The organism is Bacillus sp. M5A3_1b (assembly GCF_053345335.1).
Genome location: NZ_JBKEZY010000002.1, coordinates 598,255 through 624,764, shown reverse-complemented (window position 1 = coordinate 624,764; position 26,510 = coordinate 598,255). Strand labels below are relative to the sequence as shown.

The following is a 26,510-nucleotide window of genomic DNA, read 5'->3' as shown; positions in this document are numbered from 1 at the left end:
GAAGTTTTTACGTTGAGAATGAAAATGCACTCGAACTTTCGGGTGCATTTTTTACAACTTTTATATTTAGAATCAATGAGAGGATTTTCATCTATATGAAAGATATCGTATGTAAAGAGTTAAAAAGTTTTAAGTCCATTGTTGAAGCGTATCAGTTTAAAAAAATGAGTTTGGATTATAAACAAAAGGTAATGTTACTCGTACAAAATGATACGGATCAGCCTTGTATAATTTATCTGGATAAAAATAATTTACATATAAAAAGTTTCAATTTAAATTTGGATATTGATGTTGAATCTGTTCAATGTATGCAACGAATCGGAGAGAGGTGGTTGCTTATATTTAATTATGAAGGTGATAATGCAGTTATTGATAATGCAGATGGAAGTGAATATTGTAAGTTTTATGCCGGAGAAGGGATTCAAGATTGTCAGGTTGATGTGAATGAAGATATATGGGTTAGTTATTGTGATGAAGGGGGTTTCGGAGAGTACCCAATTGGAGTAAATGGTATAGTTGCTTTTGATTCTCAAGGGAACATAGTATTTAATGATTATGATTTATTTGTTGATAAGTACGATATTCCGCCTATAGATGATTGTTATGCAATGAACGTTATAGATGGAGACGTTTGGCTCTATTATTATTCAGAATTTCCTTTAGTTCAAATGAAAGATAAAAAAATTCATATGTCTTGGAATGAAATAACTGTAATTAAGGAAATACGGTCGGAAAGTTTTGCAGTTGCTCAAGATAAAGTAGTATTCATTACGCAAGATAAAAAGTTAGTAGTGTATGATTTAAATAATAATTATGTGCATGATATGAATCTTCGTAATGAACGTGGAGAACCGATTCAATTTGTTACTTATTATAGCCGCGGATCTGTTATATATTTTCAGACGGACGATACGCTGTATTATATTGATGCAATTAATATGTGAGGTGATAAATATAAAAAGTGCACCCAACAATCTGGGTGCACTTTTTCATAACCTTTATATATTTCTCTTCATCAATTCCCCAACCTGCGTTGCAACATACTCAACATCATTATCAATCTCATCCAACACGTAAGATTCCAAAATGCCCATTACAGCCGTTCCTAAAAACTTTAAAATGATGTTTTTATCGATGTTTTTATTTATTGATGTGTTTGTGTTTAACTTTTTCTCTATTTCGCCCATGATGAAAGTTAATAATTTTTTTTGAAATGATAATGTGCTGTTACTTTTAAATAACGCCGCGAAAAATGGTTTATGTTCTTTGAAGTATTCAAACCATATGACAGTTCCTTCTATATAGCCTTTTGTTTGTTTTATATCGCATATTTCTCTTAATAGATTTAAATGATCGTCTACAATTTTGTCTAATAAATTGTATTTATCTAGGTAGTGTAGGTAGAAAGTTTTTCTTCCGATGTTTGCTTTTTCTGTAATGTTTTTTACTGTAATTTCATCAAAGCCATCTTCAATTAACATTTCGATAAATGCGGATTGAATGGCGTTTTGTGATTTTATAATTCTTCTATCGATTTTCTCCATATGGTGTTCCTCCGTTATTGATACACATATTTCATTATGTGTGTATTATCACCCAAATGCGTAAATGTGGTCATTGAAACAAGTAGTTGTTCGCTTTATTATAAATATACACGTGAGTATTAACTCTCACAAGTGTAAATTAAAAATAAAGTAAGGGTGGTTTTATATATGGCAGTTACGAAGAGAAATGTACGTTTTTATGCAAGAGGATTACAAGTTGCAGGTATTTTAAATATTCCTGTAGGTGCTGAGGAAAAGAAACAAAATGCAGCGATTGTTTGTGTTCATCCAGGTAGTAGCTGTAAAGATCAAACAGCAGGATTATATGCAGAGAAATTAGCAGAACAAGGTTATGTAACGCTTGCGTTTGATGCATCGTATCAAGGTGAAAGTGAAGGTGCACCGAGATATATGGAAGAACCGGCTGTGCGCATTGAAGATATTCGCTCAGCGGTAGATTATGTAACTACTCTTCCTTATGTAGATGAAGAACGTATCGGTGTGTTAGGTGTTTGTGCAGGAGGAGGTTATGCGGTAAATGCTGCGATGACGGAGCGCCGCATTAAAGCAGTTGGCACAGTTGTTGGTGCAAATATTGGCCGATTAAACCGTGAAGCGGATCCGATTGGGGTGTTAGAGGCGATTGGTAAACAACGTACTGCTGAAGCGCGCGGAGCAGAGGCAATGATTACAAACTGGATTCCTAAAAATGAGGAGGAATTAAAGACAGCAGGTATGACGGATATAGATATTGTAGAAGCAGTTGAGTACTATACAACACCGCGAGGGCAAAGTGTTAACTCTCCAAATAAGTTAAACTTTACGAGCATGGGATCGGTAATTGGCTTTGATGCGTTCCATTTAGCAGATACATTATTAACACAGCCGTTACAAATTATTGTCGGCAGTAAGCAAGGTGCATTCGGTTCTTATAAAGATGGTCATGAGCTGTATGAGAAAGCAGCTTCAGAGAAAAAAGATTTACTTGTTGTGGAAGGTGCGAGTCATTACGATTTATATGACCAACCAGAACCAGTAAAAATTGCAGTTGAAAAATTAACAAGTTTCTATAATGAAAATCTGTAAAAGTAATTTTGTTTTGAATTGCACCTCTAATTGTTAGGTTTGCATCTAGCAGTTAGAGGTTTTTATTGTGAAGATTGCTGTGCTTAATATTTACGTTAAAAGTGCATAACAAGATATAATAGAAGAAATCAATAAGGAGGCTAGTTGTGAAGAATCTTCGTTATCTCAATATATTTACGATATTAATTATATACACACTACTTATGTTTTACATTGGCTGGAACGGCTGGGTTTGGCTTCATGCCGTATTCGGCTGGGAGTCTTGGGGATATTACGCTTTCGTAGTCGGATTTATTTCATATGCGTACATTCTCGTGCAAGTGTTTAAGTTCCTTCCATTCCTACGAACAGTCGGTTCAATTTGGTTTGCGGTCATACAATACGCGCTTATGTTATTGCCACTTGCTGATATTACAGTTTTCCTTCTACAGTTTGGGGTGGAGAAAGAGACGGCAATTATTTGGACAGGAACGGCCGTGTTACTTGCGTTCATCTTTATTTTTGCGTATGGAGTATTCAACGCATATAGCCCAGTAGTTAGAAAATATGAGGTGCACATACCGAAAAAAGTAGAGAGACGTAAAAGGTTACGCATTGCGATGGCTTCAGATATGCATTTCGGTAAATTATCTGGCGTTTCGCATTTAAAAAGACTTGTCCGTCATGTAAATGAGATGGAGCCTGATATTATTTTACTGCCAGGTGATATTATCGATGACCATCCAGGTGTGTTCATTCAAAAAAATATGGGACCAATTATGAAACAAATGAAAGCTCCATTAGGCGTATATGGTGTGTTAGGAAACCACGAATATTATGGACGAGCAGTTCCTGAATTTTTACAAGAGATGGATAAGATTGATATTCGTATTCTGTTAGATGAAGTGATTACAATTGAAGATCAATTTTACCTCGTCGGAAGAAGAGATAAAACAGAGCGAGATCGTCAAAGCTTTGAAAATCTAATGAGTACGGTAGATAAAACGATGCCAGTTATCGCAATGGATCATCAACCATTCGAGTTGAAACAAGCAGCGGAGGCTGGCGTCGATTTACTACTATCCGGCCACACGCACCGCGGACAAATGGCGCCGAATCATATTGTAACGAGAAGAATGTACGAACTAGACTGGGGATACGCACAAAAAGGTGCATTCCACGCGATTGTTTCTTCTGGTTTCGGATTCTGGGGACCACCATTAAGACTGGGAAGTAGATCTGAGATTGTGCAGGTGGAAGTTACGTTTGAATAGTGGGATAAAGAGAAAAGGGCTGACTGATAAATGTCAGTCCTTTTCTCTTTCATTTTTTCTAAAATCATACGTGTCCGTCTCTACATGTAATTTATGATTATTAATCATTACTGTATGATCGTCTAACCATTGTACAGTTGCATCTTCTTCACGATAATTCCAGTATATATTTTTCTTGTTCATAAATTTTTTATTATTTGCTACAAGCTCTCCTCTTATAGCAAAGTTAGTCGTTGCGCCGCCATTATGCCTGTATATATGCAAAGTATATGTTTTATCTGGTGAGTGTATGGATTGAATCTTTTCACCGCCTGAAAGCCCAGATAAAGTGAAGAATTTCCAATATCCTAAACTAATGAATACAATCATGATGAATAGAATGGTGAAGAAAATCTTTTTCATGTTTCCCCTCTTTCCCTTAATGGCTATATATGTATTAAAGCAAAAAGGAATAAAACTGGCAATGTTCTCCTTTTCCTCACCGGAATATGTCCGTTTCTATTTCTAGCGTCCTGTTCACGATTTGGGATGAAAGTCCACAAATTTTTCAATGAAAAAAGGCTCCACATAAGGAGCGCTCAATAAAAACAAATGAATTAAAAGAAATAACAGACATGTATAAATGACATTTATACTTTGATATCAATATATTTATAATTTATATTGATATCGATTTTATAAAAAAGGTACGATTAAAAGACGCTGCTGAAATAAAGGGGGATTATAAGTGATCATATCAGATGTACTATACGGTGAATTTAAAGTGGATAAAGTAGTAGAAGAATTAATTTTAAGTAGGCCTGTACAAAGGCTGAAAGGTATTCATCAAGCCGGTGCAAGTTATTTAATGAACGAGAAATGGAATGTAACGCGCTTTGATCATTCTGTTGGCGTTATGTTATTAGTGAAAAAACTAGGTGGTTCAGTAGAAGAACAAATTGCAGGTTTACTGCATGACGTATCACATACTTCGTTTTCCCACGTGATTGATTACGTTTTTGATAATAGAAATGAAAGTTATCATGAAGAGATATTTAGTTCTGTTGTGAAAAACTCAGAAATTCCAGCGATTCTTTCAAAGTATGGTTATAACTATGAAGACATGTTGTTAGATGATTCGAAATGGACGTTACTGGAAAGGTCAGCACCAGAATTATGTGCAGACCGAGTGGATTATACGTTACGAGATATGTATACATATGGGTATGTTTCTTTAGAAGAAGTTCACAGTTTTTTAGAGGATGTCATTGCTGTAGATGGGAAAATGGTTCTTCAAAGTGTCGAAATGGCAGAATGGTTTACAGAAACGTATTACAAAGAAGTAATTGATTTCTTTATGAAGCCAATGAATATTTACGGAAACGACATGTTAGCGAAAACGCTAAAGTTAGCTCTTCATAAAAGGATTATTCATGCAGATGACTTTCTTCTTGAAGATGATGAGCTTATTTCGAAATTGCAGCAGTGTAATGATTCAGAAGTACATGCTTTATTAAGAAAAATTCATTCGAATGTAAACGTAAAAGAAGATAGAAACGATTATGATCTGTATCAGAAAAATAAAGTCCGACTCATTGATCCGCCGTTACTTCGTGAAGGTGAAGTTGTTTTATCGTCTGTCGTATCAGAAAACATAAGACAGATGAGTGAGGTCGCTTATGAAAAAGCGGTGAGAGGGATGTATGTGAAAGTGATTTCGGATTAAAAAGGAGAGTATATCTTTGCTCTCCTTTTCCTCATTAATAATCAAACCAATTCCAAACCTCAATATCTCCAAGAGTCGCATAACGCACATTCGGTGAGTTTTGTAATTTTAATAACTCTTTCGACGGGCCAGTAATGACCATGCCGTATACTTTAACGCCGTTATCTTTTACATACTGATAGCGCTTATCTAATTTTAGTTCTTTCTCAGGAATTATAGCTATTTTACTTACTGTTTCTGTATGTGTAGAAAGAATACGTATCATTTCAATAACTGTATCTTCGGGCGTTTTCTGATTCTCTGTGTCACTATCTAGGAATCTTATATGTTCTGGAAATCCTATAGCTTCTCCGCCATGTAGGATGTGGTCTTCTACATTTGTTTTTTCTTGTCCCGTATCTAAAGCGTACCATAAAGGAGTTGGAGGGAGTTCTTGTGCTTCAAATACGTTATATAAAAGTGGTTCTAGCTCCTTTAAAGTGTAAGCTTTGTCAAAAGAAATTGCGATTTCTGCAACGGTCCCTTCATGTACTTTTGCAAGTGTATCCCATACCTTTTTTGAAGATTCCTTTAAATAATCACCCTGTTCTGTTTTTGGGTGAACAAAGAAGAGCTTTGGCTGATAGAATGTATTCATCCAAGAGTTATTTAGGACATTTACAGATGATAAGAAGCTACTCGTTTCTAATGTACCGAGTGGTATTTCTTTTTTACCGACCGTTTTTACTACATTAAAGTGGCTGTTCGTACGGAAAAAGGCTTCTACATTCGTTCCGCCCCCCATAACGCGGCTATTTGGGATAGTTGCTTCAAGTGCAAGAGAGGGAACACTTCGTATTTCTTCTAACCTTTTATCGTTATTAGATTGAAAATAAAAGGCAGATAATATTCCACCGATTATATATATAACGATACAAATGGATAGGATGAAACCAAGCGTCTGTAAGCGATGTTTCCACTTTATTCTCCAAAACGGGACTTTCAAATTTTGTGGCGGTAACCTTTTCTTTATTGGTTCACTTTTCGAAAGCAACGCATCTAAGTAAACTTCACATTCTTCACATGTCTCAATATGACTTTCTAACTGCTCTTGTTCATCATGCGTGAGCGTTCCGTTTTCGTACTTTTCCCACAGTTTTTTAAACTCTGTACAACCCATCCTGATCACTCCTTTATGCTTTTCGTTTCTTTTCGTCCCCTGTGTAATTCAATTTTCACTTTCGCAAGTGTGAGACCAGTCATCTCTGCTATTTCCTTATACGAGAATCCGTAGTAATCTCGTAGTAGTAGGACATTTCGTCTTTCAAGGGGAAGCGAAGATAAACTGTCTAACCAACTAGCAATCTCATGTTTTACGAAATAAGAGTGCTCTGTACTTGGTACGTTTGGTAAATGGAATTCTGCAATTGTCGTTGTTTTATATCTTTTTTCTTTTCGATACCAATCGATAAAGGCGTTGTAGGCAATCGTAAATAACCACGGTCTAATTTCTTCTCCTTTATAATAGTCAATATGGGCGAGCATTCGGTAAAACGTTTCTTGCATGAGATCTTCCGCATAGTGGGAATCTCCGGTAAGGGAGAGAAGATAGCGAAATAAAGTGAAACTTTAATCAGTGGGGGTTTTCTTCATCCCCCACTGATTATTAGTTGAACCAATCGGACTTTTATGGGCAGTTGATCCCCCACCTAAATTCTTTGCTTTCGCTGCATTTTGAGGTGGGGGTCTTACTGCCCATTAAAGTGGGATAAGTCGTGCATATGCTCGGAGTAAATGTCTTCTAATGATTGTTTGCGTTTCACTACATTTCCCTCCCTTCATACATAACAACGAAATACATATAAAAAAGTTACATTTGTTTTTAAAAATATAGTAAAAAACGTCAAGAATTGGATAGGATTCTCTTTTATCATAATACATATAAGGCGGGTGAGCAGAGATGGAAAGCTATGAAACACAAATTCAAAGGTCAATTGATTATATTGAGGAAGATGTAATGGAAAAACAGACGCTGCGTAATTTAGCACGCATTGCAGGTTTTTCTGAGTCGCATTTTCATCGTGTATTTCAGGCGTTAGTAGGTGATACAGTAATGGAGTATGTTCGAAAGAGGAGGTTAGCCCGGGCAGCTTATCAACTTTCTCATACGGATGAAAAAGTTATTGATATCGCATTTGAGCATGGCTTTCAATCTCACGAAACGTTCACGAGAGCCTTTAAAAAAATATTTCAAATGACACCGAGTGAATATCGAAAACAAGAAATTGAAACACCGATGTATTACAGCGTGAATGTAAAACAAAGAAAATTAAATCCGTATTTAGGAGGCATACAAATGGAATATCGTATTGTAAATAAACCAGAATTTTTAATGGCGGGTTATGAACTGAAGACGACAAGTAAAGAAGGGAAAAACCATCAAGACATCCCAGCATTTTGGCAAGAATATTTACAGAAAGATCTTGGAACAACGATTCCGAATCGTAAAGATACGAACCAATGGGTAGAGCTTGGATTATGTACTGATTTTAATTTAGAAACAGGCGACTTCACTTATATTATCGGCATGGAAGTTACAGGCTTTGAAAATGTACCAAATGAAGTTGCGAAGCGTACTTTCCCAGCAGCGACATATGCTGTATTTACAACGCCGAAAGTTCCTCATGAAGAAATGGTATCGTCTATTCATCAAACGTGGAATGCAGTGTTCTCAGAATGGTTCCCGCATTCAGGATATGAACATTGTGGCGTTAATGAGTTTGAACTATACGATGAACGTTGCCACGAAGATAAGAGTGAGTTCGCTCAAGTAGAACTTTGGATACCGGTGAAGAAGAAGTAATAGAAAGAAAAGCGAGCCACTGAGTGGTTCGCTTTTTTAATATAGGTTGCTATATTTGTCGATTTTTGTCGGTAAGTCGATATATCTAGAAAATCGCTGATATAATTCGAGTTGCGCTGATATATTCAGAAAATCGCCGATATAATTTCATTTACCGCTGAACTCTCCCAGAAAAGAAAAAAGACGCCACATAGCGCCTTTTCTACGAATGAAACGGGAACACAAGTGTAATCGTCGTTCCTTTTCTGAGTTCGCTGTCAATAGAAATTGTTCCGTTATGAGCATGAACGAGCTGTTTCGTAATAGCGAGGCCAAGTCCAGTTCCGATGTTACTTTCTTCTGTATTTGTTCCTCTGTAATATCGCTCAAATAGAAGCTCTTTCGTTTTATCATCCATTCCTTTTCCATTATCTGAAATAGATAGTGTAAATGAAGTAGCGTTTTGTGAAAGTTTTACGATGACGTTTGTCGTTTCATTATTATGTTTTACAGCGTTTACGAGTAAGTTTTCGATAATACGCTGGAACCATTTTTCTTCAATGAAATATTGAATTTTATTTGAGCTTGGTACGAATTCAATATTTTGATTTTGAAGTGTTGGATTATTAATGAATTGTAATAATACTTTTTGGACGAATTGATTCATTTCAATGTTTACGTGCTGCGCAGGAAGACTGTTATTTTTTAATTGATACGTTAAGCTTAAGTCATCAATTAATGTCGTCATATATTGCGATTTCTCTTTCATAACGCTGCCGAATTGTTGAATGTCACGATCAGTCCAGTTGTACTGCTTTGATTCTAGTAATAATGCGTATCCATATATAGAGCTAAGTGGTGTTTTTAAATCATGTGTAAGCCCAGTAATCCATTCCTCACGTGTTTGCTGCAATATTTGCCTCATCCCATCATTTTTTTTGAGTGTAATAGAAAGGTGCTCTAGTGAATTTGTTACATCACTAAATAAGCGAAATGACCATTTTTCTTTACCAGATCGCCGAAACCTGACAGGTTTCCCTTTTTTACTAACAGGCTCTTCATACTTTCCGCCAGCTATGTTTTTAAGCCAGCGCATCGCATGTAATAACGGTTTTCCAAATTTATTACCGTACCAAATAGAAAGAATGACTAAATAAACAAATACGATAAGAAGGATTAATCCGCATCCGATTAGAAACTTTTTAGCAAATACATCGTCTATTTCATCATCTGGGTAGTAGTACTCATTTTTGGCAGTTACAACGAGAAGATGATTGCTATTTGTGTCGTAAAAGCTAGACGTGTTTTCTTTATGATTCCACGGTTCCTTTTCGCTAAGAGCAGCTTGTATGACAGAAAACGGTTTTTTCTTTCCATCTGGATAGGAGAATACTTCTTCGCCGCCACTATTAAAGATTTGAAGAGTAGCCTTTTCTTTAGAAAGTAACTGTTTTTCTTCTTCTGTTAATGCGAATGAATCTGTAGATACAGAAGGGTGCTCTTTCTGTATCGTTTTCAGTAATACATTGCTTTTTAACATACCACCGTAAATAACAAGTACGTTTTTTTCTTCTAATTCAATTTCCCAATATGTAAATGTATAAGGACTTTCTATGTGATTCTGTATATACGAGAATAAAGATGTTTTCGTATAAGATGTCGGTACGTCATTTGGCGTATTAAAGTGATAGAGAACTTTTCCGTTTTCCTCTACAACTTGAATCCAATCATTTTTCTCTTTAATTAAGTCTTTTACTTCAGCTTTTAACGAAATATCGCCATCTTTTGAAGAAATGTATCTTGCAATCATAAAATTTTCAGCATCTGGAATGTTCGGTTCGTATGAAGTACTCGTAACAAGAAAAATTAAATACGTGAAAGCCGCTACTACAGCAATCAGTAATGTAACTAAAACAAATACGTGTTGCATGATAAACTGGATAATAAGTCGTTTATTAAAGTTCATATCGTCACCCTACTTTGTAATGAACTTATAGCCAAGCCCGCGAACGGTTTTTATATATTCTGGTTTACTTGGGTCTTGTTCAATTTTTTCACGTAGTTTTCGAATGTGGACCATAACGGTATTATCATCGCCATTATAGGCAGGTGCTCCCCAAACTTTCTCGTATATTTCTTCTTTCGAAAATACGTAATTTGGATTCTCGCAAAAGAAGAGTAATAGCTGAAATAGCTGGGCGGAACATTCGACAACATGTCCATTTACTGTAAGCTCTGCGGAATATCGATCAATTTCAAATCTACCAAAGGAACTGGATTGTGCTTTTTGTGCGTGTGGTACTGCTTGTTTCATATGTCTTCGGAGTTGTGCTTTCATACGAGCTACTACTTCAAGTGGATTAAATGGCTTCGTAATATAATCATCTGCACCGTGTGAAAATCCAGATATTTTATCTAAATCAGATGTTTTAGCTGTGAGGAAGAAGATAGGGCAATCTGTTTTTTGGCGAATGACCGGACAAATATCAAATCCAGATTGTCCAGGAAGCATGACATCTAAAATAATTAAATCGTAATCGTTTTGCTGAGTAAGAGATAAAGCCATTTCAGCTGATGTTGCAGTTGTAATATGAGAAAAACCTTCTTTTTCAAGAATGGTAGTTAGTAATTGTAAAATTGCTGTTTCATCATCAACGAGCAAAATATTTGCTTCATACATAAAAATCCCTCCTAATTTCCTCGAATATCATATCATCTTTCGGTAACTTATGGAATTTTTAAGGAAATTTTAAGGTTTTCTTTCTCAAAAAATTAAGAATCAAATGATATGATAAAAGTAACATAGGGGAGGAGATGAGTGTGAATCCGTTTCAAACGATGCGAGCTAGATATTTTTTAATTGTATTTGCACTATTAACTTTAGTTGCAAGAGCCAGTAATGAATTGATAGAAAATACATTTCATATGCAAAATTCTACTTTTATAAATATTCTTATATTCTATATTCTGCCGATTATGTGGATCTTTTTTGAATATAGAAAACACCGTGTTTCATTTTCATTATTTATTAATAGAAATGAAACATTTAACCTGGTTCAAGTTTTATACATTACGATTATGTTATGCGTGTTTAGTTATGGATATCTTATTTTGTACATGTATAGTTTTGCATGGATTACACCGGCATTTATTATGAACGCGTTACGTGAACCGATTATAGATAGTACAGGGGGATATGTATATCAATTTATTATGGTCGTATTCATTGCGCCAATTATTGGTGAATTTGTTTTTCGTGGATTTTTACTGCAACGCTTTGCAGCAAAATGGGGAACGAGTATAGCGATTATTGTAGTAGCGATGTTGTTTGCGTTGTTACATGTTGATTTCCTAGGCGCAGTTGTATTTAGCGTTGTACTATCAATCGTATATATTCGTACGAATAGCTTACTCATGCCAATTGCTATTCACATGTTAAACAATGCATTTGTAATTGGCCTTTCTTTTCTAATAAATAAAGAAGAGATAATGAGTTTTGCAGATTTCTCAAATTATACGACGTTCTTTCCAGGACTTATTATTTTTATAACAGGATTAAACTTAGTACTTATCTTTTTATTTGTTAACCGCAAATATTGGAATAAAGAAATGCCAGCTATATATGTAGAGCAAGAAAAGAGCTTTTCAGATGTAGTGGGGAGTAAATGAGATGAAGAAGACGATTGAAAAAATATTGAAAGACATTATAGATGCTACGTCTATTACAGATATGTGTGATAAAAGCGTTTGTCATTGGTTTCAACCTGTAGTAGATACGATTGTGTTTCCGGAGTATTACTTATTTTCTAGTACTCATGTAAAAGAAAATATTATTTCTCTTCTTATTGTGTTAGGGGTTTTACTAATATTTGGTCTAATTGTAGAAGAAATGATGAAGCGCATCTTCAGAAAAAATGAAGAGAAGTATATGTGGGTTCATAAAGTATTCGAGAAAGTAATAGTGGCTTTCCTTTTGTTTTATAGTATGAAAACAATCATTTACTTTATAGCTTTGAAACATCATTCATTCTAAATTTGAAAGGGATGTATAAAATTATATGAATGAAACAATATCGTCAAATAAGTTTCTTTATTTGATTTTGCTTAGTATTGTGCTGATCACGACAGTCAATGTTATTCTTCGCTGGGAGGAAGCTTATTTCTTTATGTATTTAGCACTCCATTTGCTAGGAATATTATGTATAAGTGGCGGAGTAGTTGCTGAAAAAAAGAGTGAAGAAAGCATTAATTATATGTGTGTGACCGGTCTTATTTTACTATTAGCTGTGCAAGGTATTATGAAATATAGTTCTTTTTCTTTACAAGATTTTAGTTTATTAGTGGATGTACTTCCTTAAGGAGGAACGTTATGTTATCTAAGAAGCAAATAGGATACGTACTAGTTTTAATTGGATTTTTTACGCTTATTGTAACGACGTTATTTTTTCAAGACTATGAATATATACGCTATATAAAAGGCGCTGGTTTCATATGTTGGGTTGTAAGTATATTTCTTATCCCAGAGTATGAACCGAAGAAAGTGTCTAAAGGTAGGTAAAACTCTTCTATTTGTAGAAGAGTTTTTTTATGTAAATAAAAGGCTCGCGAGCAATTCGCGTAATAAGCTTGTTCTAATTTAGCATGTATGAACTTACAATAATAATAGACAGGCAGCATAGAGGAGGGAATAGCGTGAGGAAGGTTATTGGGTGGTCACTTTTTTTGTACGTTGGGTTTGCGTTATTTATATATTGGTATTTATTTGGATGGAATCATGAACTTATTCCAGATATGTATAAAGGAACGAGTGCAGATCCAGAAACGTTTATGAATGCGAGAGAGCTTACGCTAAGCCAAGATTATTCGCGCGTGAAAAATTTATTGTACTTTTTAGCGACGCCTCTTGAATGGATTATTTTATTATTTGTACTTGTGCTCGGTGTTTCAAGGAAGTTTGAGAAATGGTCGAAGGAAACGACGAAAATAAGTGTCCTGCAAGTTGCGATTTATTTCTTTTATTTATCACTACTCACAACAGTTCTTGCCCTGCCGGTGCAATGGATTAGCCGAAAAGTGTCCGTTGATTACGGCATTTCAACGCAAAGTACACAAAGCTGGATAAAAGATCATGTTATCGGTTTTTGGGAAAGTTATGCGACTATGTTAATCGTAGTTACTGTTCTGTTATGGCTTATCCGTAAATTCCCGAAGAGATGGTGGCTAGCGGGATGGGCACTCTCTGTTCCATTTACAATCTTTTTAACATTTATACAGCCGGTCGTTATTGATCCGCTATATAACGACTTCTCGACGCTAAAAAATAAAGAGTTAGAAACGAAAATTTTAGCGATAGCAGAAAAAGCTGATATTCCAGCTAAACATGTATATGAAGTAAATATGTCGGAAAAAACGAATGCATTAAATGCATATGTAACAGGAATTGGCCCTAACGCTCGTATTGTAATGTGGGATACAACACTTAAGCAATTAAAAGATAAAGAGATTTTATTTATAATGGCCCATGAAATAGGGCATTATGTTATGAAACATATATATTGGGGCGTTGCGAGTTATGTGTTGCTATCGTTTATAGGGATGTACCTCATTAGTCGTATGATCAATATATGTATTCGAAAATGGGGGAATACGCTGCAAATTTCAAAAGTAGCATGTTTTTCAATTTTACCTTTATTTTTCTTAATTTCCTCTGTTCTCTCTTTTGCATCGCAGCCAGCAACAAACTATGTTTCTCGTATAGAAGAACGAGCGGCAGATCAATATGCTTTAGACATGACAAAGGACGGGAAATCTGGTGTAAAAACGTTTCAATATTTATCAAAAACGAGTTTAAGCCAAGTGAATCCACCTGCGTTAGTGAAGTTTTTCCTATACACACATCCACCAATTTTCGAAAGAATTCATACGTTTGAACAATATGAGAAACAAAGCAAAAAGAAGTAGCGATTATGCTACTTCTTTCTTTATAGAGATATAAGTTTGATATTGGGAATATTTATCATTGCTTTTTATTGTGATTTTGTAAATAATAAGCTATAAAATTCTAAAAATCTATATATAAAGGAATAAAGGTGGAAAAATGTATTTTTTACAAAATTTAAAAGTGAAATATAAATTATTATCGCTTATTTCATTAGCAGTTTTAGGTATGGTAATTATGAGCTGTGTAGCAATTAATTCTATTAACAAGATTAAGCACGATACAGAGGTTGTAGTAGATGATTATCAACATTCTGTAGTTTTATTAGAAGGAATGCTTCGTACACAAAATTCACTAGAGTATAACTTACTAGAATTAATTACAGCGTCACCAAATGAGGGGACAAATAAAGAGGGGATTATTGGTAATATTGAAAAGGATCTTGAAAAATATGATTCTTTATTAAAAGAATATGATGATGGCTTCAATTTAAGTAAGCAAGAGGATGAGCTGTTTCAGAAGATGAAGGAATCTTTGCCAAGTTATATGGAGACATATAAGAAGTTGTTTGATAAAGCGAAGGTAACAAATGAATCTCAAATGGTAAACGAATTTCATAAGGAATTAAAACTGAAGGGAGTAGAGTTAGCTAGTTATGCTGTAGATCTAGAAGCGTATGTTTCAAATTTAGCTGACCAAGTATTTAAAGATTCTCAAAAAATGATAGATCGGTCCGTTATTACTTTTATCATTCTTGTAGTAGTTACTACAGTCATTATATGTATAGTAAGCTATATTATTAGCAAGCTTATAGTTGCTCCTTTACAAACGGTTAGTCGTATGATGGAAAGAGCAAAAGAAGGAGATTTAACTGTACATGGTGAGTATAATGCTAAGGATGAATTAGGTGTATTAGTAAGTGATTTTAACGAAATGATTGCAGGGCTAAGAACAAATATGCAAGAAGTAGAGAATAATATTCAGCTTTTATTCCAACATGCAGACGGAGTAGTATCTGCATCGGAAGTATCTAGTGGTGCAGCGAAGAAAATCACGATAGATATTGAAGAAGTTGCAAATGGCGCAGAGGGCCAAATGCAGGCAATGGAGCAAACTGCGGGTGCGATGGAAGAGTTGACACAAGGAATGCAGAGTATAGTGAATACATCATCCTCTGTAAATGAATTGTCTGCTCAATCAGCATTAGATGCAGAGAGTGGTAACAAATTAATGAAACAAATGATTCAACAGATGGATACAATCCAAAATTCAGTACATAACGGTGTGAAACAAGTAGAGACTATGAAAGAACAATCAGAAGAAATTGTTAAAATCATTGATGTTATGCAAGGTATTACCTCTCAAATTAACTTATTAGCATTAAACGCCGCAATTGAGGCTGCTCGTGCTGGGGAAAGTGGTAGAGGATTTGCAATTGTGGCAGATGAAGTAAGAAAATTAGCAGAACAATCTAGTGATTCTGCAAAACAAATTGAGAAGCTTATTACTCAAGTTATGGGAACAACGAACCATACGGTACATATGATGGGGAAAGTAGATAAGGAGGTACAGGCAGGTACACAAGTAGTAATGCATACAGAAAAAGTATTTGGAAAAATTACAGAAAAAGTACAGCAAGTATCTGAGCAAATTCAAACGGTATCTATGTCTACAGATGAAATTGCAGCGAGTAGTGAGGAGATTTCGGCTTCTGCAGAAGACATGGCTCAAATATCCCAAAGATCATCTGACCGCACTGATAGGGTAAAAGAGTCTATTCAACAGCAAGAAAAATCTGTTCAAGAGATCTCGGTTTCAATTGAACAGATGCATAATGCAGCAGGAGGATTAAAACAAATAGTTGCCCAATTTACTCTTCAAAAGTAGTAGTATATTTAAGTTTTAATATAGAAAAATTCCACTCAATAAATAAAAAAATCATCCTATATAACAAAGGATGATTTTTTTATGGGAATTTTGTGCAGCTGTCACTTAATATATTCTATTTTTTTACAATTTTCCGATTGTAATATATAATAATACGTAATGTTTTGGAGATTTTTCATTTGTAAAAGATAGTTTATAGGAGGAGAGAAAGGGTGTTCAATAAAAAATCAATGCCGGCTATAAAAATGATCCTTTCGATGTCTATTTTCGGATCAATTGGATTTTTTTCTACTCAAACAGGTTTACCGTCTTTTGAATTAGTATTCGTTCGTTGCATTTGTGCAACTATATTTTTAGCATTGTGTTGGCTCGTAACAGGACAGTATAAAAGTGAGAAATGGAATAAAAAAGAAGTAATGCAAATATTAGCATGCGGCGTATTTCTCGTTTTTAACTGGGTATTTTTATTTAAAGCGTTTGAAGTTATGTCGATTACAATTGCGATTTCAGTGTACCATCTTGCCCCCATTATCGTATTAATGATTGGTAGTATTGTATTTAAAGAGAGACTTACAGTATTTGCGGTTATGTCCATTGTCATTTGTTTTATCGGTACCGTTTTAGTAGCTGGAGTAGACGGTAGTATGTCGTTAGAGAAATTAATGTCATCTGGAATGGTATGGGCACTTCTTGCAGCGTTATTTTATGCTTTTACCACTTTATTAGGAAAAGGAATTCAGCATACGAGCGCATATGCGATGACATTTTTACAAACGTTTTTAGGTATATTTTTATTGCTACCATTCGTAGATTTTGGCAAGTTTCAAGGGTTAACAGAGATGAACTGGATGATGATTACAGCAACAGGACTTATACATACGGGATTTGTATATTACTTATTTTTTGACAGTTTAAGAGGTTTATCGACGAGATTAATTTCTGTATTAGTGTTTTTAGATCCTGCGGTTGCAATATTATTAGATACAGTCTTTACCGGGTTTAGACCGACTAGTATGCAAGTAGTAGGGATTGTTCTTATATTTGTAGGAATGGCATTTACTTTTCGCAAGGGAACAGAGAAGGATTTATCGATGAAGGAAAGTGCTACTTTGTAATTTGAATAAAATGATATTGAAAAGACGCATATATATACTATTTGCGTCTTTTTGTGTCAATAAAGTGAAATTTAAAAATGTAAAGGAGTTCACAAAGAGATTGTAGAATTTTTAATATATAGTACCTTAGATGTGAAAGCTTCCTTTTTGAAATAAGAAAGAAGGGGGTATAAAGCAGAGAGGTAGTCGAAATGGTTCTTCTAGAAGATTTGCATTTTATCTTACATTCACCAACAAATTAATACTCCTGAAATAATGAAGTTCATTTTATTTGAAAATACTTCATATGTAGTATGGATAACTTCGTATTATCTATTATTTTTCTATTTAACATAAAATAGAAATAGGGAGAGAGGACAATGAAGAAAAAATATTGGGTGTAATGATGATTGCGACAATGGTAGGCGGTATATTTGCAGGGACGAATGTGGCCCCTGTAAAAGCGGAAGAATATCCGGAAATGATCGTATTTGAGTATGTTCCATACGGATTTTGGGCATATGATGCTATTTTAGATTTAGCTTATAATAAAATTATAGTTGGATACGGAAATGGAAAGTATGGTGTTGGAGACCTTACAACACGTGAGCAAGTGGCAGCTTTAATTTATCGTGTATTTGATATAGAAGAACAAGGGGAATATGAAAACCCATATGGGGATATCGATGAAAACTCAACAAACTTTATTGAAGAGATATTAGCTTTAACGGAACTAGAAATTTTTATGGGAGACGAGCATGGAAACTTTAGACCGAAAGCAACGTTAACTCGTTCGGAAATGGCGCAAGTACTTACGAATGCTTTTGATTTACAGGCGAAGGGATCTCATACGCTTAATGATGTTTCAGCAAATTCATGGGCAAAGAATGCAATTAGTGCAATACAAACAAATGGTATTACAGCGGGAATCGGAGATAATAACCATGAAAGTAAAAAGAGAGCAATACGCACAGTTTTTATACAAAGCAATTTTGCATGATATGGAACAAGGACAGCAATAAGGTTTAACCAGTAAAGTAATATTTGAAAAATAATACAAAAAGGTCATTGTTGTATAACAGTGGCCTTTTTTGTATGGGATAAAGCGCGAAAGAAAGGTATTTTGAAAAAAAAACGAAATGAATTTTCAAAAAAAACTTCCTTTTCTGAAGATTTGTTATATAATATAAAACATAAAATCAAATCTGTTATAAAACAGTTTAAGAAGGGGATGCTAATATGTCGACGCAAACTTCACGGGTTACATTGCCCGGAGAAATGTTACCAGCGTACAACGAAATATTGACACCTGAGGCGCTTAGTTTTTTAAAGGAACTACATGAAAATTTTAATAAGCGCCGCATAGAACTTTTACAAAAGCGTGCGGAGAAACAAAAGAGAATTGATGCAGGAGAGTTTCCGAAATTTTTAGAGGAAACAAAGCACATACGTGAAGCGGATTGGACAATTGCTCAATTGCCAAAAGATTTAGAGGATCGCCGCGTAGAGATTACTGGACCAGTGGATAGAAAGATGGTTATTAACGCTTTAAATTCAGGAGCGCATCTTTTTATGGCAGATTTCGAAGATTCGAATTCACCAACTTGGGAAAATGCAATTGAAGGTCAAATAAATTTACGAGATGCAGTGCAGGGAACGATTTCACATAAAAATGAAAACGGAAAAGAATATCGTTTAAATAGTAAAACAGCAGTATTAATTGTGCGTCCAAGAGGATGGCATTTAGAAGAAAAACATATGCAAGTTGATGGGAAGAATATGTCTGGTAGCTTAGTAGATTTCGGACTTTATTTTTTCCATAATGCAAAGGCTCTTTTAGCAAAAGGAAGCGGTCCATACTTTTACTTACCGAAAATGGAAAGCCATTTAGAAGCAAGGTTATGGAATGATGTTTTCGTATTTGCTCAAAAATATATCGGTATTCCAAACGGAACGATTAAAGCGACGGTGTTACTGGAAACGATTCACGCTTCGTTTGAAATGGATGAAATTTTGTATGAGCTTAAAGATCATTCTGCTGGGTTAAATTGCGGAAGATGGGATTATATTTTCAGCTTTCTAAAGAGCTTTCGTAAACATAATAAATTTTTACTTCCAGATAGAGCGCAAGTCACGATGACGGCGCCATTTATGCGCGCGTATTCTTTGAAAGTCATTCAAACGTGTCACCGTCGTAATGCACCAGCTATTGGAGGAATGGCGGCACAAATTCCGATTAAAAACAATCCAGAAGCAAATGAAGCAGCTTTTGAAAAAGTACGTGCGGATAAGGAGCGCGAAGCTTTAGACGGTCATGACGGGACTTGGGTTGCCCACCCGGGACTTGTGCCAGTCGCGATGGAAGTATTTAATCACATTATGAAAACACCGAATCAAATTTTTAGAAAACGTGAAGAAATACATGTTACAGAAAAGGATTTATTAGAAGTACCAGTGGGAACGATTACAGAAGAGGGGCTTCGCCTAAATATTAGCGTAGGCATTCAATATATAGCATCTTGGTTAAGCGGACGGGGAGCAGCGCCAATTTATAACTTAATGGAAGATGCGGCAACAGCGGAAATTTCTAGGGCACAAGTATGGCAATGGATTCGCCATGAAGGTGGAAAATTAAATGATGGCCGTAACATTACACTTGAATTAATGGAAGAGCTAAAAGAAGAAGAACTAGCAAAAATAGAAAGAGAGATTGGTAAGGAAGCCTTTAAGAAAGGGAGATTCCACGAGGCGACAACGTTGTTTACAAATCTCGTTCGGAATGATGAATTCGTACCATTTTTAACATTACCGGGTTATGAAATTTTATAAAAAATGAAAAGGGGATGGAACAAATGAAAAACGAAAGAATCGAGAATTTACAAGAGAGTTGGGAACTAGATACGCGCTGGAAAGGGATTACACGCCCATATTCGGCAGAAGATGTAATTCGCCTGCGCGGGTCAATCGATATTGAACATACGTTAGCGCGCCGCGGTGCTGAAAAGCTTTGGGCATCGCTTCATACGGAAGATTACATTAATGCACTTGGCGCATTAACAGGAAACCAAGCGATGCAACAAGTAAAAGCTGGGTTAAAAGCAATTTATTTAAGTGGATGGCAAGTAGCAGCAGATGCGAACCTTTCTGGCCATATGTATCCAGACCAAAGTTTATATCCAGCGAACAGCGTACCTGCTGTAGTAAAACGAATTAATCAAACACTTCAACGTGCGGATCAAATTCAGCATATGGAAGGAAGCGGTGATACAGATTATTTCGTACCGATTGTAGCAGATGCAGAAGCTGGATTTGGCGGACAATTAAATGTATTTGAGCTGATGAAAGGTATGATTGAAGCAGGTGCATCTGGCGTGCACTTTGAAGATCAATTATCTTCAGAGAAGAAATGCGGTCATTTAGGCGGAAAAGTATTACTACCAACGCAAACAGCGGTGCGTAATTTAATTTCTGCACGCCTTGCTGCAGACGTAATGGGAGTACCGACAATTATCGTTGCAAGAACAGATGCGGATGCAGCAGATTTAATTACGAGCGATATCGATCCGGTTGATAAAGCATTTATTACAGGTGAAAGAACTCCAGAAGGATTTTACCGTACGAAAGCAGGTCTTGATCAAGCAATTGCACGTGGTTTAGCATACGCTCCTTATGCAGATCTCGTTTGGTGCGAAACATCTGAACCAAATTTAGAAGATGCAAAACGATTTGCGGATGCAATTCATAAAGAGCATCCAGGGAAATTGCTTGCATATAACTGTTCACCTTCATTTAACTGGAAACAAAAATTAGATGAAAAAACAATTGCAAGCTTCCAAAAAGAAATCGCATCTTACGGTTATAAGTTCCAGTTCGTAACACTAGCGGGATTCCACTCATTAAACTACGGCATGTTTGAATTAGCACGTGGCTATAAAGAGCGCGGCATGGCAGCGTACTCTGAACTGCAACAAGCAGAATTCGCAGCAGAAAAACACGGCTACTCTGCAACTCGTCATCAACGCGAAGTAGGAACAGGTTACTTTGATGAAGTAGCACAAGTTATTACAGGCGGTACTTCATCAACGACAGCGTTAAAAGGTTCTACAGAGGAAGCACAGTTTACGAAATAAAAGGAAGGGGCACCTTTTTAAAGGGTGCCCTTGTTATTTTCGGAACGATTCGAGAGTAAATGGAAATACATCAACGGTTTTTCAAATATATCGACTTACCGACAAAAAAGACGATATTATCAAATCCACTCAGCTCTATGATCGCGAATAAACTGCATATCTTTCTCATAATGCTCTAAATGTCCTTCATCAATCATTCTTTGGAAATTCAAGTCGCCTTCTTGTGCTTTTCTTTTCATATATGTACATAATGCTTCTAATCGTAGTAACACTATTCCTAAGTAATCTTCGTCCATACTTTTACCGTAGGACTGGACAAACAATTTCACTCTTTCTTTCATACGGCTAGCATGTTGTGCCGATTCATAATGAACTGCCTCACCCGATTCTGTATAATACACTCTACTTAAAGGTACACAAGTGTAAAGCGTATAAGCGATATCCCAAATTCTCGGACCAGGAGCAGCAACATCGAAATCAATAATACCTACTGGTTTCTCGTCATGAAAAATAATGTTATATATAGCAAAATCGTTATGGCAAATAACCTCAATGTTATTTGGAGTAAGATTCATCGGTTGCCATTCATCTGATAAGGGAAAGTCACTTACCGCATCATGATAAAGGCGGAGCATCTTTGCTATTTCCTTTAAAACATCATTAGATCGCATATATTCTTTTAACGGATAATTCCCAGCGTCTCCTTCAATAAAGGATAAAATCTCTCTATCTTTTTCATCTACACCTAAAAACTTTGGAGCATGATGAAACCCTTTGTTTTCTAAGTGTTGTAATAATGTATGAATTTTTGCACTACCTGGCTTTAATTCTCGCCGAACAGTATTTTCAGAACGATACACATTTGATACATTTCCCCCTGTAAGCTTTTCTTCGTTGGTGTAGTTTGACATATAATCCCCTCCAATATAACGACTGTACGATTATATTGTAACACTTCAGAACAAGGGATGTAATCGTATTCAAATGATGTTTGTGTTCACTTCATAGTGAAATCCGCACATACTAAAATCAATTATTTACGAATGTACAATCAATTTAATTTGTCAGTTATTTTCAAAAAAGATTGTACATTTCATTTTAAGTATGCTATGATGAAGTCAGTTGAATAGTTAAATTAAGCAATCCATATATTATCAAGTGCCGAAAAACGAACGAGAAAAAGTATGTGAGAACTAGTTTATGTTTCGTGTTTGATAATGTGTGGATTCTTTTTTTATACAGGAAGACTAAAATAAATTGTGTTTTCTTTAGGAGGAAATAATTATGGCAGTAACAGGACAAGTAAAATGGTTTAACAACGAAAAAGGATTCGGTTTCATCGAAGTTCCAGGCGAAAACGATGTATTCGTACATTTCTCTGCAATCGAAACTGAAGGTTTCAAATCTCTAGAAGAAGGTCAAAAAGTTAGCTTCGAAATCGAAGATGGTAACCGTGGACCTCAAGCTAAAAACGTAATCAAACTATAATTTTATAGTTCATTATGGAAAAAAGGATGGCAGCTGCCATCCTTTTTTTGTTGTAATATACGAGCATAAAGATTATATTTGGGGGAAAAGTATACAAATGAAGTCATACTCGATGTTCGTAGCGGGAATAAAGAAGATCTACACAATACGATTGAAGAAATCTCATTCGCTCGTTTTAGATCAATAAGAAAAAATAGTCGTTTTTTTGAGGACGAAGAAGAGTAAAAGGCTTTCCAAAATGGAAGGCCTTTTACTCTTCTTTTTCAGCTTTTCTCTTCGCTCGTTTCTTACATTCAGGGCATTTTGATTTTCGGAAAGGCTTTGCGAAGAATAGTAGAATGAAAAATAGCCCGAATATAATGCTAGCTGAGTTTTTCACGATTACAATGCTGCTATTTTTCATTTGAATCGTTGGTTGCATTTCTTTTTCTTCCATAGCGGACCTCCATTTATTGGATTTTCCTTTTAATTATAGCAAAGTTAATTGTCGTAATGATACGAAATGAGGAAGCAGTTGTAAATATTTATCGGTAGTATAAATACATTTTATATAGGTTTTTTATTATAAAATCACTATATTATTAATTTGTAATTTAAAGGATGTTTGATAAATGATAAATTATTGTAAAAAAGCGGAATCTGTAAGCCATTTCCTTTTCATAGATGCTAAAATTATATATGCAGCTGCTAATATAAATGGAAAAAAGGAGACAGTAGAATATGGAAAGTAAAGTAGAACGCTATGTCGAAAACTATGTGGTAAATAAAAATACAATGGCCTTACTTCCTGTTATTCTAAGTGAGAAGAAAATTGTTACACGAGTTGTTGAGAGGGAAGATTCTTTTTTCGTATTTCAAAAGCCCCTAGATATTATAGAAAGAAGTTGCCGCAAGCATGGCTCTAGTTTCTTAGGCAGAAAAGAAGGAACGAAAGAGTTAACTCATATTACACATAAAGCACCGATTGCGATTAGTCCGGCAGATCAACTTTATTTTTTCCCTACTTATTCTTACTCTAGAAAAGAATGCTCTTGGTTGTCTCAGTTTTATATTGAAAGTAATAAAGAGTTAAAAGATGGAAATGTTATTGTTAGATTTATAAATGGCTTTGCTGTGAAATTAGAAATATCAAAAAGTAGTTTTGAAAATCAACAAAATCGTACAGCGAAATTGCGTACTGAATATGAAGATCGTAGAAAAAAACAAGGAAACCCTTGTTTTAAAGAGATTGATCAAAGGGATGAATCGACATTAAGACCGGCTTATGAGAGAGTGTATGTTGTTAGAGAAGAGGATGTGTAAAAAAGGATTTTAGAAGTAGTTTAAAAAATAGTATTGAGTCTTTTAATATATGCGTCTTTCCGAAAAATACATTTCGGAAAGACGCATATATTTTTCGGGAGAATATATATATTTTTATAATATAATATTAAAAGAGATTATAACGATTTCAAATTATAGAATTAAAAAATAGAAAGTGGGTATTAAATATGAAAAAAGCAGCAAGTGCAGCGGGACCAGAAGCTAAACAAGCGTTGCTAGATTTCTTTGCTTTAGGAAGTATTTATTCTGCTTGTTTTGAATAATGATATAGGAGTGAAATATGACTATCATTAGTACGATTTTCTTCTTTAGTTTTTCAGTGTTTTTTGTAATTCGTTATTTAAAATTAAAAAAGATATACGATTTATTAATGATATTTGTAGGTTTGTATGCAGGGCTTATAAATATGAAATTAATGAGTTTAAGTACAACGGTATCATATGTTTTAGATGCCATAGTTATTGTTCTAGTAATTATTTCTGTAATTCTTTTTCTTAAGGATAAAAAGAATAATTAAACGTTATTTATTAAAATTATAATTTTGAAGTAGTCCTTTTTATTATTTTTGCTTACTAAATTATAAAACTACTAGTTCTTTAATAATTGGAGAGAATACAAAATTAAAGTGTAAGGTTTGTTTTTCATATTATTTTAATTAATAAAAAGGTAGGTGTATTGTTGATATAAAAACCTCATTATGCACAACAAAGTTGCTTTTGAAAAATATTGAGTACCACTATATAGTATTTCTTTCTAAATATTGTCGAATATTGATAGATTATCATAGCATAATAATGAAGGAATTCTAATGAAAGATATGGAAACTTAATAATTACATCTCCATATGTCGTATCTACCATTTCCTCTTTCATATAAGCGATGATACAGTAGAGGTAGTACTTAGAGTAAAGGGGTAAAGTGTAGAATGGATTTTCAGACAATCAAAGAGTATTTTTCACCAGAAAATATGGATCATATTGTTGAAAGCTATAAAGCGTTCGGACCACTTCTTGGTATTGGTTTACCGATGATAGAAGCGTTGATTCCGGCATTGCCACTCATCGTATTTGTACTGGCGAATGCTGTTGCATTTGGATTTTGGCTCGGTTTTCTTTATTCTTGGCTTGGATCAGTAATGGGCGCCTTACTTGTCTTTTTCATTATCCGCCATTTTGGCCGAAGTCGTTTCTTTTCTTTTGTAAATAAGCATGAGAGAGTACGAAAGGCAATGGGGTGGATTGAAAGGAAAGGGTTTGCGCCAATTTTCGTCATATTTTGTTTTCCGTTTACACCGTCTGCGCTTATAAATGTTGTCGCTGGTTTATCTCGCATTAGTGTAAAGCAGTTTGGACTTGCGCTCGCGTTCGGAAAGCTTGTGATGATTTTTATTTTAACGTATATCGGTCATGATTTAATGTCATTTATTCATAATCCGGTGAAATCAGTCATTGTAGCAATTGGTATTTTTATTTTATGGTATGTCGGTAAGAAAATCGAAGTAAAGTTAGAACTACATTAAGAATAGTCTTCTTTGTAAAGGAAAGCTTCATTATTAAAGGATAAGGGGAGAAGCTGATGAAGAAAACTTTGAAAAAAGAAGGCATAGAGTGGATACGAACAATTTTAATTGGTGTATTATTAGCTGTATTTTTTCGAACGTTTTTCTTTTCAACGTACGTTGTAGAGGGGAAGTCAATGATGCCGACATTACAAGATGGCAATATGCTCGTTGTAAATAAGGTGAGTTATCAAGTAGGGGACTTGAACAGGTTTGATGTTGTTGTGTTTCATGCGAATAAAAAAGAGGACTACGTAAAACGAATTATCGGTCTACCTGGGGATCAAATTGAATATAAGCATGATAAACTGTATATAAACGGACAATTCGTGGATGAACCTTATTTAGAGACGTATAAGAAAGAGACAAATGGACGACAACTAACGGGTGATTTTAAACTAGAAGAGTTGACGAAAGAAAAATCGGTGCCACCTGGATATATTTTTGTAGTAGGTGATAATCGCCTCGGGAGCTGGGATAGTAGACACTTTGGGTTTGTAAAAGCTGATACAGTTGTCGGTAAAGTTGATTTACGATATTGGCCAATTCAAGAGGTGCAAACGAATTTTTCAAAAGGTTGATATAATAGATAGAAGTATAGAAAAAGGCAAACTACTCTGTTTGTCTTTTTTCGTGTACTATAATACAATTATAGTAGCAAACTAACGTTCGTTATGTAAGTG

25 protein-coding genes and 3 pseudogenes are annotated in these 26,510 nt (G+C 35.0%); 20 read left to right on the top strand and 8 right to left on the bottom strand.

Annotated elements, in window-relative coordinates:
* Positions 1-95: 95 nt before the first annotated feature.
* On the top strand, positions 96-944 hold the full coding sequence (locus tag ACLBWW_RS09465) for a hypothetical protein (protein WP_447614009.1): 849 nt from the start codon (positions 96-98) through the stop codon (positions 942-944).
* 54 nt (positions 945-998) lie between these two features.
* On the opposite strand, the gene ACLBWW_RS09460 is transcribed toward ACLBWW_RS09465, so the two are convergent.
* A complete protein-coding gene (locus tag ACLBWW_RS09460) occupies positions 999-1,544 on the bottom strand; it encodes a TetR/AcrR family transcriptional regulator (protein WP_098136734.1) in 546 nt (181 codons plus the stop codon).
* A gap of 168 nt (positions 1,545-1,712) precedes the next feature.
* Here ACLBWW_RS09460 and ACLBWW_RS09455 point away from each other — a divergent pair, with 168 nt between their 5' ends.
* Together ACLBWW_RS09455 and ACLBWW_RS09450 are read left to right on the top strand one after the other, a co-directional pair.
* A complete protein-coding gene (locus tag ACLBWW_RS09455; protein WP_447614008.1) occupies positions 1,713-2,630 on the top strand; it encodes an alpha/beta hydrolase in 918 nt (305 codons plus the stop codon).
* Positions 2,631-2,776: 146 nt separating this feature from the next.
* Positions 2,777-3,883 carry a metallophosphoesterase gene (locus ACLBWW_RS09450; protein WP_447614007.1) on the top strand — a complete coding sequence of 369 codons (1,107 nt, stop codon included), beginning with the start codon at positions 2,777-2,779 and terminating at the stop codon, positions 3,881-3,883.
* A gap of 33 nt (positions 3,884-3,916) precedes the next feature.
* Here the strand turns inward: ACLBWW_RS09450 and ACLBWW_RS09445 are convergent, their stop codons facing one another.
* On the bottom strand, positions 3,917-4,285 hold the full coding sequence (locus ACLBWW_RS09445) for a DUF5412 family protein (RefSeq protein ID WP_098124495.1): 369 nt from the start codon (positions 4,283-4,285) through the stop codon (positions 3,917-3,919).
* Positions 4,286-4,610: 325 nt separating this feature from the next.
* Here ACLBWW_RS09445 and ACLBWW_RS09440 point away from each other — a divergent pair, with 325 nt between their 5' ends.
* Positions 4,611-5,588, top strand: a complete 978-nt coding sequence (locus ACLBWW_RS09440; protein WP_098068682.1) for an HD domain-containing protein — start codon at positions 4,611-4,613, stop codon at positions 5,586-5,588.
* 34 nt (positions 5,589-5,622) lie between these two features.
* Here ACLBWW_RS09440 and ACLBWW_RS09435 read toward each other — a convergent pair whose 3' ends face one another.
* Positions 5,623-6,747: an anti-sigma factor gene (locus ACLBWW_RS09435; RefSeq protein ID WP_098068683.1), complete on the bottom strand. Its 1,125-nt coding sequence runs from the start codon at positions 6,745-6,747 to the stop codon at positions 5,623-5,625.
* A gap of 5 nt (positions 6,748-6,752) precedes the next feature.
* Positions 6,753-7,187: pseudogene (locus ACLBWW_RS09430) on the bottom strand (RNA polymerase sigma factor); the annotation flags it as partial.
* A gap of 340 nt (positions 7,188-7,527) precedes the next feature.
* Here ACLBWW_RS09430 and ACLBWW_RS09425 point away from each other — a divergent pair.
* On the top strand, positions 7,528-8,430 hold the full coding sequence (locus ACLBWW_RS09425) for an AraC family transcriptional regulator (protein ID WP_048545262.1): 903 nt from the start codon (positions 7,528-7,530) through the stop codon (positions 8,428-8,430).
* A 202-nt stretch (positions 8,431-8,632) separates the two neighbouring features.
* Here ACLBWW_RS09425 and ACLBWW_RS09420 read toward each other — a convergent pair whose 3' ends face one another.
* A complete protein-coding gene (locus tag ACLBWW_RS09420; protein ID WP_447614006.1) occupies positions 8,633-10,375 on the bottom strand; it encodes a sensor histidine kinase in 1,743 nt (580 codons plus the stop codon).
* Between the two features lie 9 nt (positions 10,376-10,384).
* A complete protein-coding gene (locus tag ACLBWW_RS09415) occupies positions 10,385-11,089 on the bottom strand; it encodes a response regulator transcription factor (protein ID WP_447614005.1) in 705 nt (234 codons plus the stop codon).
* 134 nt (positions 11,090-11,223) lie between these two features.
* On the opposite strand from ACLBWW_RS09415, the gene ACLBWW_RS09410 reads away from it, so the two are divergent.
* The 11 genes and pseudogenes from ACLBWW_RS09410 (at position 11,224) to aceA (ending at position 21,458) form a co-directional block, all read left to right on the top strand.
* Positions 11,224-12,078, top strand: a complete 855-nt coding sequence (locus ACLBWW_RS09410; protein ID WP_098049084.1) for a CPBP family intramembrane glutamic endopeptidase — start codon at positions 11,224-11,226, stop codon at positions 12,076-12,078.
* A 1-nt stretch (position 12,079) separates the two neighbouring features.
* Complete coding sequence (locus ACLBWW_RS09405) at positions 12,080-12,442, top strand: hypothetical protein (protein ID WP_141497524.1); 363 nt, start codon at positions 12,080-12,082, stop codon at positions 12,440-12,442.
* Positions 12,443-12,467: 25 nt separating this feature from the next.
* Positions 12,468-12,767 carry a DUF2101 family protein gene (locus ACLBWW_RS09400; RefSeq protein ID WP_048545250.1) on the top strand — a complete coding sequence of 100 codons (300 nt, stop codon included), beginning with the start codon at positions 12,468-12,470 and terminating at the stop codon, positions 12,765-12,767.
* An 11-nt stretch (positions 12,768-12,778) separates the two neighbouring features.
* Positions 12,779-12,967: a hypothetical protein gene (locus ACLBWW_RS09395; RefSeq protein WP_000949418.1), complete on the top strand. Its 189-nt coding sequence runs from the start codon at positions 12,779-12,781 to the stop codon at positions 12,965-12,967.
* A gap of 134 nt (positions 12,968-13,101) precedes the next feature.
* Positions 13,102-14,370 (top strand): M48 family metallopeptidase, encoded by a 1,269-nt coding sequence (locus tag ACLBWW_RS09390; protein WP_447614004.1) that lies wholly within the window; start codon positions 13,102-13,104, stop codon positions 14,368-14,370.
* A gap of 136 nt (positions 14,371-14,506) precedes the next feature.
* Positions 14,507-15,286 (top strand): annotated as a pseudogene (locus ACLBWW_RS09385) (MCP four helix bundle domain-containing protein); the annotation flags it as partial.
* Complete coding sequence (locus tag ACLBWW_RS09380; protein ID WP_420913095.1) at positions 15,281-16,234, top strand: methyl-accepting chemotaxis protein; 954 nt, start codon at positions 15,281-15,283, stop codon at positions 16,232-16,234. The pseudogene ACLBWW_RS09385 and the gene ACLBWW_RS09380, both read left to right, overlap by 6 nt.
* A 212-nt stretch (positions 16,235-16,446) precedes the next feature.
* Positions 16,447-17,349, top strand: a complete 903-nt coding sequence (locus tag ACLBWW_RS09375; protein ID WP_074651410.1) for a DMT family transporter — start codon at positions 16,447-16,449, stop codon at positions 17,347-17,349.
* Positions 17,350-17,731: 382 nt separating this feature from the next.
* Positions 17,732-18,350 (top strand): annotated as a pseudogene (locus ACLBWW_RS09370) (S-layer homology domain-containing protein).
* Between the two features lie 217 nt (positions 18,351-18,567).
* The gene (gene aceB, locus ACLBWW_RS09365; protein WP_098068685.1) at positions 18,568-20,157 is read left to right on the top strand and encodes a malate synthase A; all 1,590 of its coding nucleotides are present in this window, start codon (positions 18,568-18,570) and stop codon (positions 20,155-20,157) included.
* 23 nt (positions 20,158-20,180) lie between these two features.
* Positions 20,181-21,458, top strand: coding sequence for an isocitrate lyase (gene aceA / locus ACLBWW_RS09360; RefSeq protein WP_088110165.1), 1,278 nt, complete (start codon positions 20,181-20,183; stop codon positions 21,456-21,458).
* Between the two features lie 119 nt (positions 21,459-21,577).
* Here the strand turns inward: aceA and ACLBWW_RS09355 are convergent, their stop codons facing one another.
* The gene (locus ACLBWW_RS09355) at positions 21,578-22,369 is read right to left on the bottom strand and encodes a phosphotransferase (protein WP_098721288.1); all 792 of its coding nucleotides are present in this window, start codon (positions 22,367-22,369) and stop codon (positions 21,578-21,580) included.
* Between the two features lie 373 nt (positions 22,370-22,742).
* Between ACLBWW_RS09355 and cspA the strand changes: the two genes are divergently transcribed.
* Positions 22,743-22,946 carry an RNA chaperone/antiterminator CspA gene (gene cspA / locus ACLBWW_RS09350; protein WP_000301521.1) on the top strand — a complete coding sequence of 68 codons (204 nt, stop codon included), beginning with the start codon at positions 22,743-22,745 and terminating at the stop codon, positions 22,944-22,946.
* Positions 22,947-23,196: 250 nt separating this feature from the next.
* On the opposite strand, the gene ACLBWW_RS09345 is transcribed toward cspA, so the two are convergent.
* Positions 23,197-23,382 (bottom strand): hypothetical protein, encoded by a 186-nt coding sequence (locus tag ACLBWW_RS09345; protein WP_000391437.1) that lies wholly within the window; start codon positions 23,380-23,382, stop codon positions 23,197-23,199.
* 284 nt (positions 23,383-23,666) lie between these two features.
* Here ACLBWW_RS09345 and ACLBWW_RS09340 point away from each other — a divergent pair, with 284 nt between their 5' ends.
* The 3 genes from ACLBWW_RS09340 (at position 23,667) to lepB (ending at position 26,408) form a co-directional block, all read left to right on the top strand.
* Positions 23,667-24,248 carry a competence protein ComK gene (locus ACLBWW_RS09340; protein WP_048545237.1) on the top strand — a complete coding sequence of 194 codons (582 nt, stop codon included), beginning with the start codon at positions 23,667-23,669 and terminating at the stop codon, positions 24,246-24,248.
* A gap of 946 nt (positions 24,249-25,194) precedes the next feature.
* Positions 25,195-25,788: a TVP38/TMEM64 family protein gene (locus tag ACLBWW_RS09335; RefSeq protein WP_000347517.1), complete on the top strand. Its 594-nt coding sequence runs from the start codon at positions 25,195-25,197 to the stop codon at positions 25,786-25,788.
* 56 nt (positions 25,789-25,844) lie between these two features.
* Positions 25,845-26,408, top strand: a complete 564-nt coding sequence (gene lepB, locus ACLBWW_RS09330; RefSeq protein ID WP_048545235.1) for a signal peptidase I — start codon at positions 25,845-25,847, stop codon at positions 26,406-26,408.
* The last annotated feature ends 102 nt before the right edge of the window (positions 26,409-26,510 follow it).

What these genes read in the sequence shown, in the direction of transcription:
- aceA (WP_088110165.1), top strand. Translation starts at nt 20,181, where the DNA reads ATGAAAAACGAAAGAATCGAGAATTTACAAGAGAGTTGGGAACTAGAT.
- aceB (WP_098068685.1), top strand. Translation starts at nt 18,568, where the DNA reads ATGTCGACGCAAACTTCACGGGTTACATTGCCCGGAGAAATGTTACCA.
- ACLBWW_RS09380 (WP_420913095.1), top strand. Translation starts at nt 15,281, where the DNA reads ATGATTGCAGGGCTAAGAACAAATATGCAAGAAGTAGAGAATAATATT.
- ACLBWW_RS09335 (WP_000347517.1), top strand. Translation starts at nt 25,195, where the DNA reads ATGGATTTTCAGACAATCAAAGAGTATTTTTCACCAGAAAATATGGAT.
- ACLBWW_RS09395 (WP_000949418.1), top strand. Translation starts at nt 12,779, where the DNA reads ATGTTATCTAAGAAGCAAATAGGATACGTACTAGTTTTAATTGGATTT.
- ACLBWW_RS09355 (WP_098721288.1), bottom strand. Translation starts at nt 22,369, where the DNA reads ATGTCAAACTACACCAACGAAGAAAAGCTTACAGGGGGAAATGTATCA.
- ACLBWW_RS09410 (WP_098049084.1), top strand. Translation starts at nt 11,224, where the DNA reads ATGAGTGTGAATCCGTTTCAAACGATGCGAGCTAGATATTTTTTAATT.
- ACLBWW_RS09345 (WP_000391437.1), bottom strand. Translation starts at nt 23,382, where the DNA reads ATGGAAGAAAAAGAAATGCAACCAACGATTCAAATGAAAAATAGCAGC.
- ACLBWW_RS09460 (WP_098136734.1), bottom strand. Translation starts at nt 1,544, where the DNA reads ATGGAGAAAATCGATAGAAGAATTATAAAATCACAAAACGCCATTCAA.
- ACLBWW_RS09425 (WP_048545262.1), top strand. Translation starts at nt 7,528, where the DNA reads ATGGAAAGCTATGAAACACAAATTCAAAGGTCAATTGATTATATTGAG.
- ACLBWW_RS09340 (WP_048545237.1), top strand. Translation starts at nt 23,667, where the DNA reads ATGGAAAGTAAAGTAGAACGCTATGTCGAAAACTATGTGGTAAATAAA.
- cspA (WP_000301521.1), top strand. Translation starts at nt 22,743, where the DNA reads ATGGCAGTAACAGGACAAGTAAAATGGTTTAACAACGAAAAAGGATTC.
- ACLBWW_RS09435 (WP_098068683.1), bottom strand. Translation starts at nt 6,747, where the DNA reads ATGGGTTGTACAGAGTTTAAAAAACTGTGGGAAAAGTACGAAAACGGA.
- ACLBWW_RS09415 (WP_447614005.1), bottom strand. Translation starts at nt 11,089, where the DNA reads ATGTATGAAGCAAATATTTTGCTCGTTGATGATGAAACAGCAATTTTA.
- lepB (WP_048545235.1), top strand. Translation starts at nt 25,845, where the DNA reads ATGAAGAAAACTTTGAAAAAAGAAGGCATAGAGTGGATACGAACAATT.
- ACLBWW_RS09420 (WP_447614006.1), bottom strand. Translation starts at nt 10,375, where the DNA reads ATGAACTTTAATAAACGACTTATTATCCAGTTTATCATGCAACACGTA.
- ACLBWW_RS09465 (WP_447614009.1), top strand. Translation starts at nt 96, where the DNA reads ATGAAAGATATCGTATGTAAAGAGTTAAAAAGTTTTAAGTCCATTGTT.
- ACLBWW_RS09445 (WP_098124495.1), bottom strand. Translation starts at nt 4,285, where the DNA reads ATGAAAAAGATTTTCTTCACCATTCTATTCATCATGATTGTATTCATT.
- ACLBWW_RS09405 (WP_141497524.1), top strand. Translation starts at nt 12,080, where the DNA reads ATGAAGAAGACGATTGAAAAAATATTGAAAGACATTATAGATGCTACG.
- ACLBWW_RS09455 (WP_447614008.1), top strand. Translation starts at nt 1,713, where the DNA reads ATGGCAGTTACGAAGAGAAATGTACGTTTTTATGCAAGAGGATTACAA.
- ACLBWW_RS09400 (WP_048545250.1), top strand. Translation starts at nt 12,468, where the DNA reads ATGAATGAAACAATATCGTCAAATAAGTTTCTTTATTTGATTTTGCTT.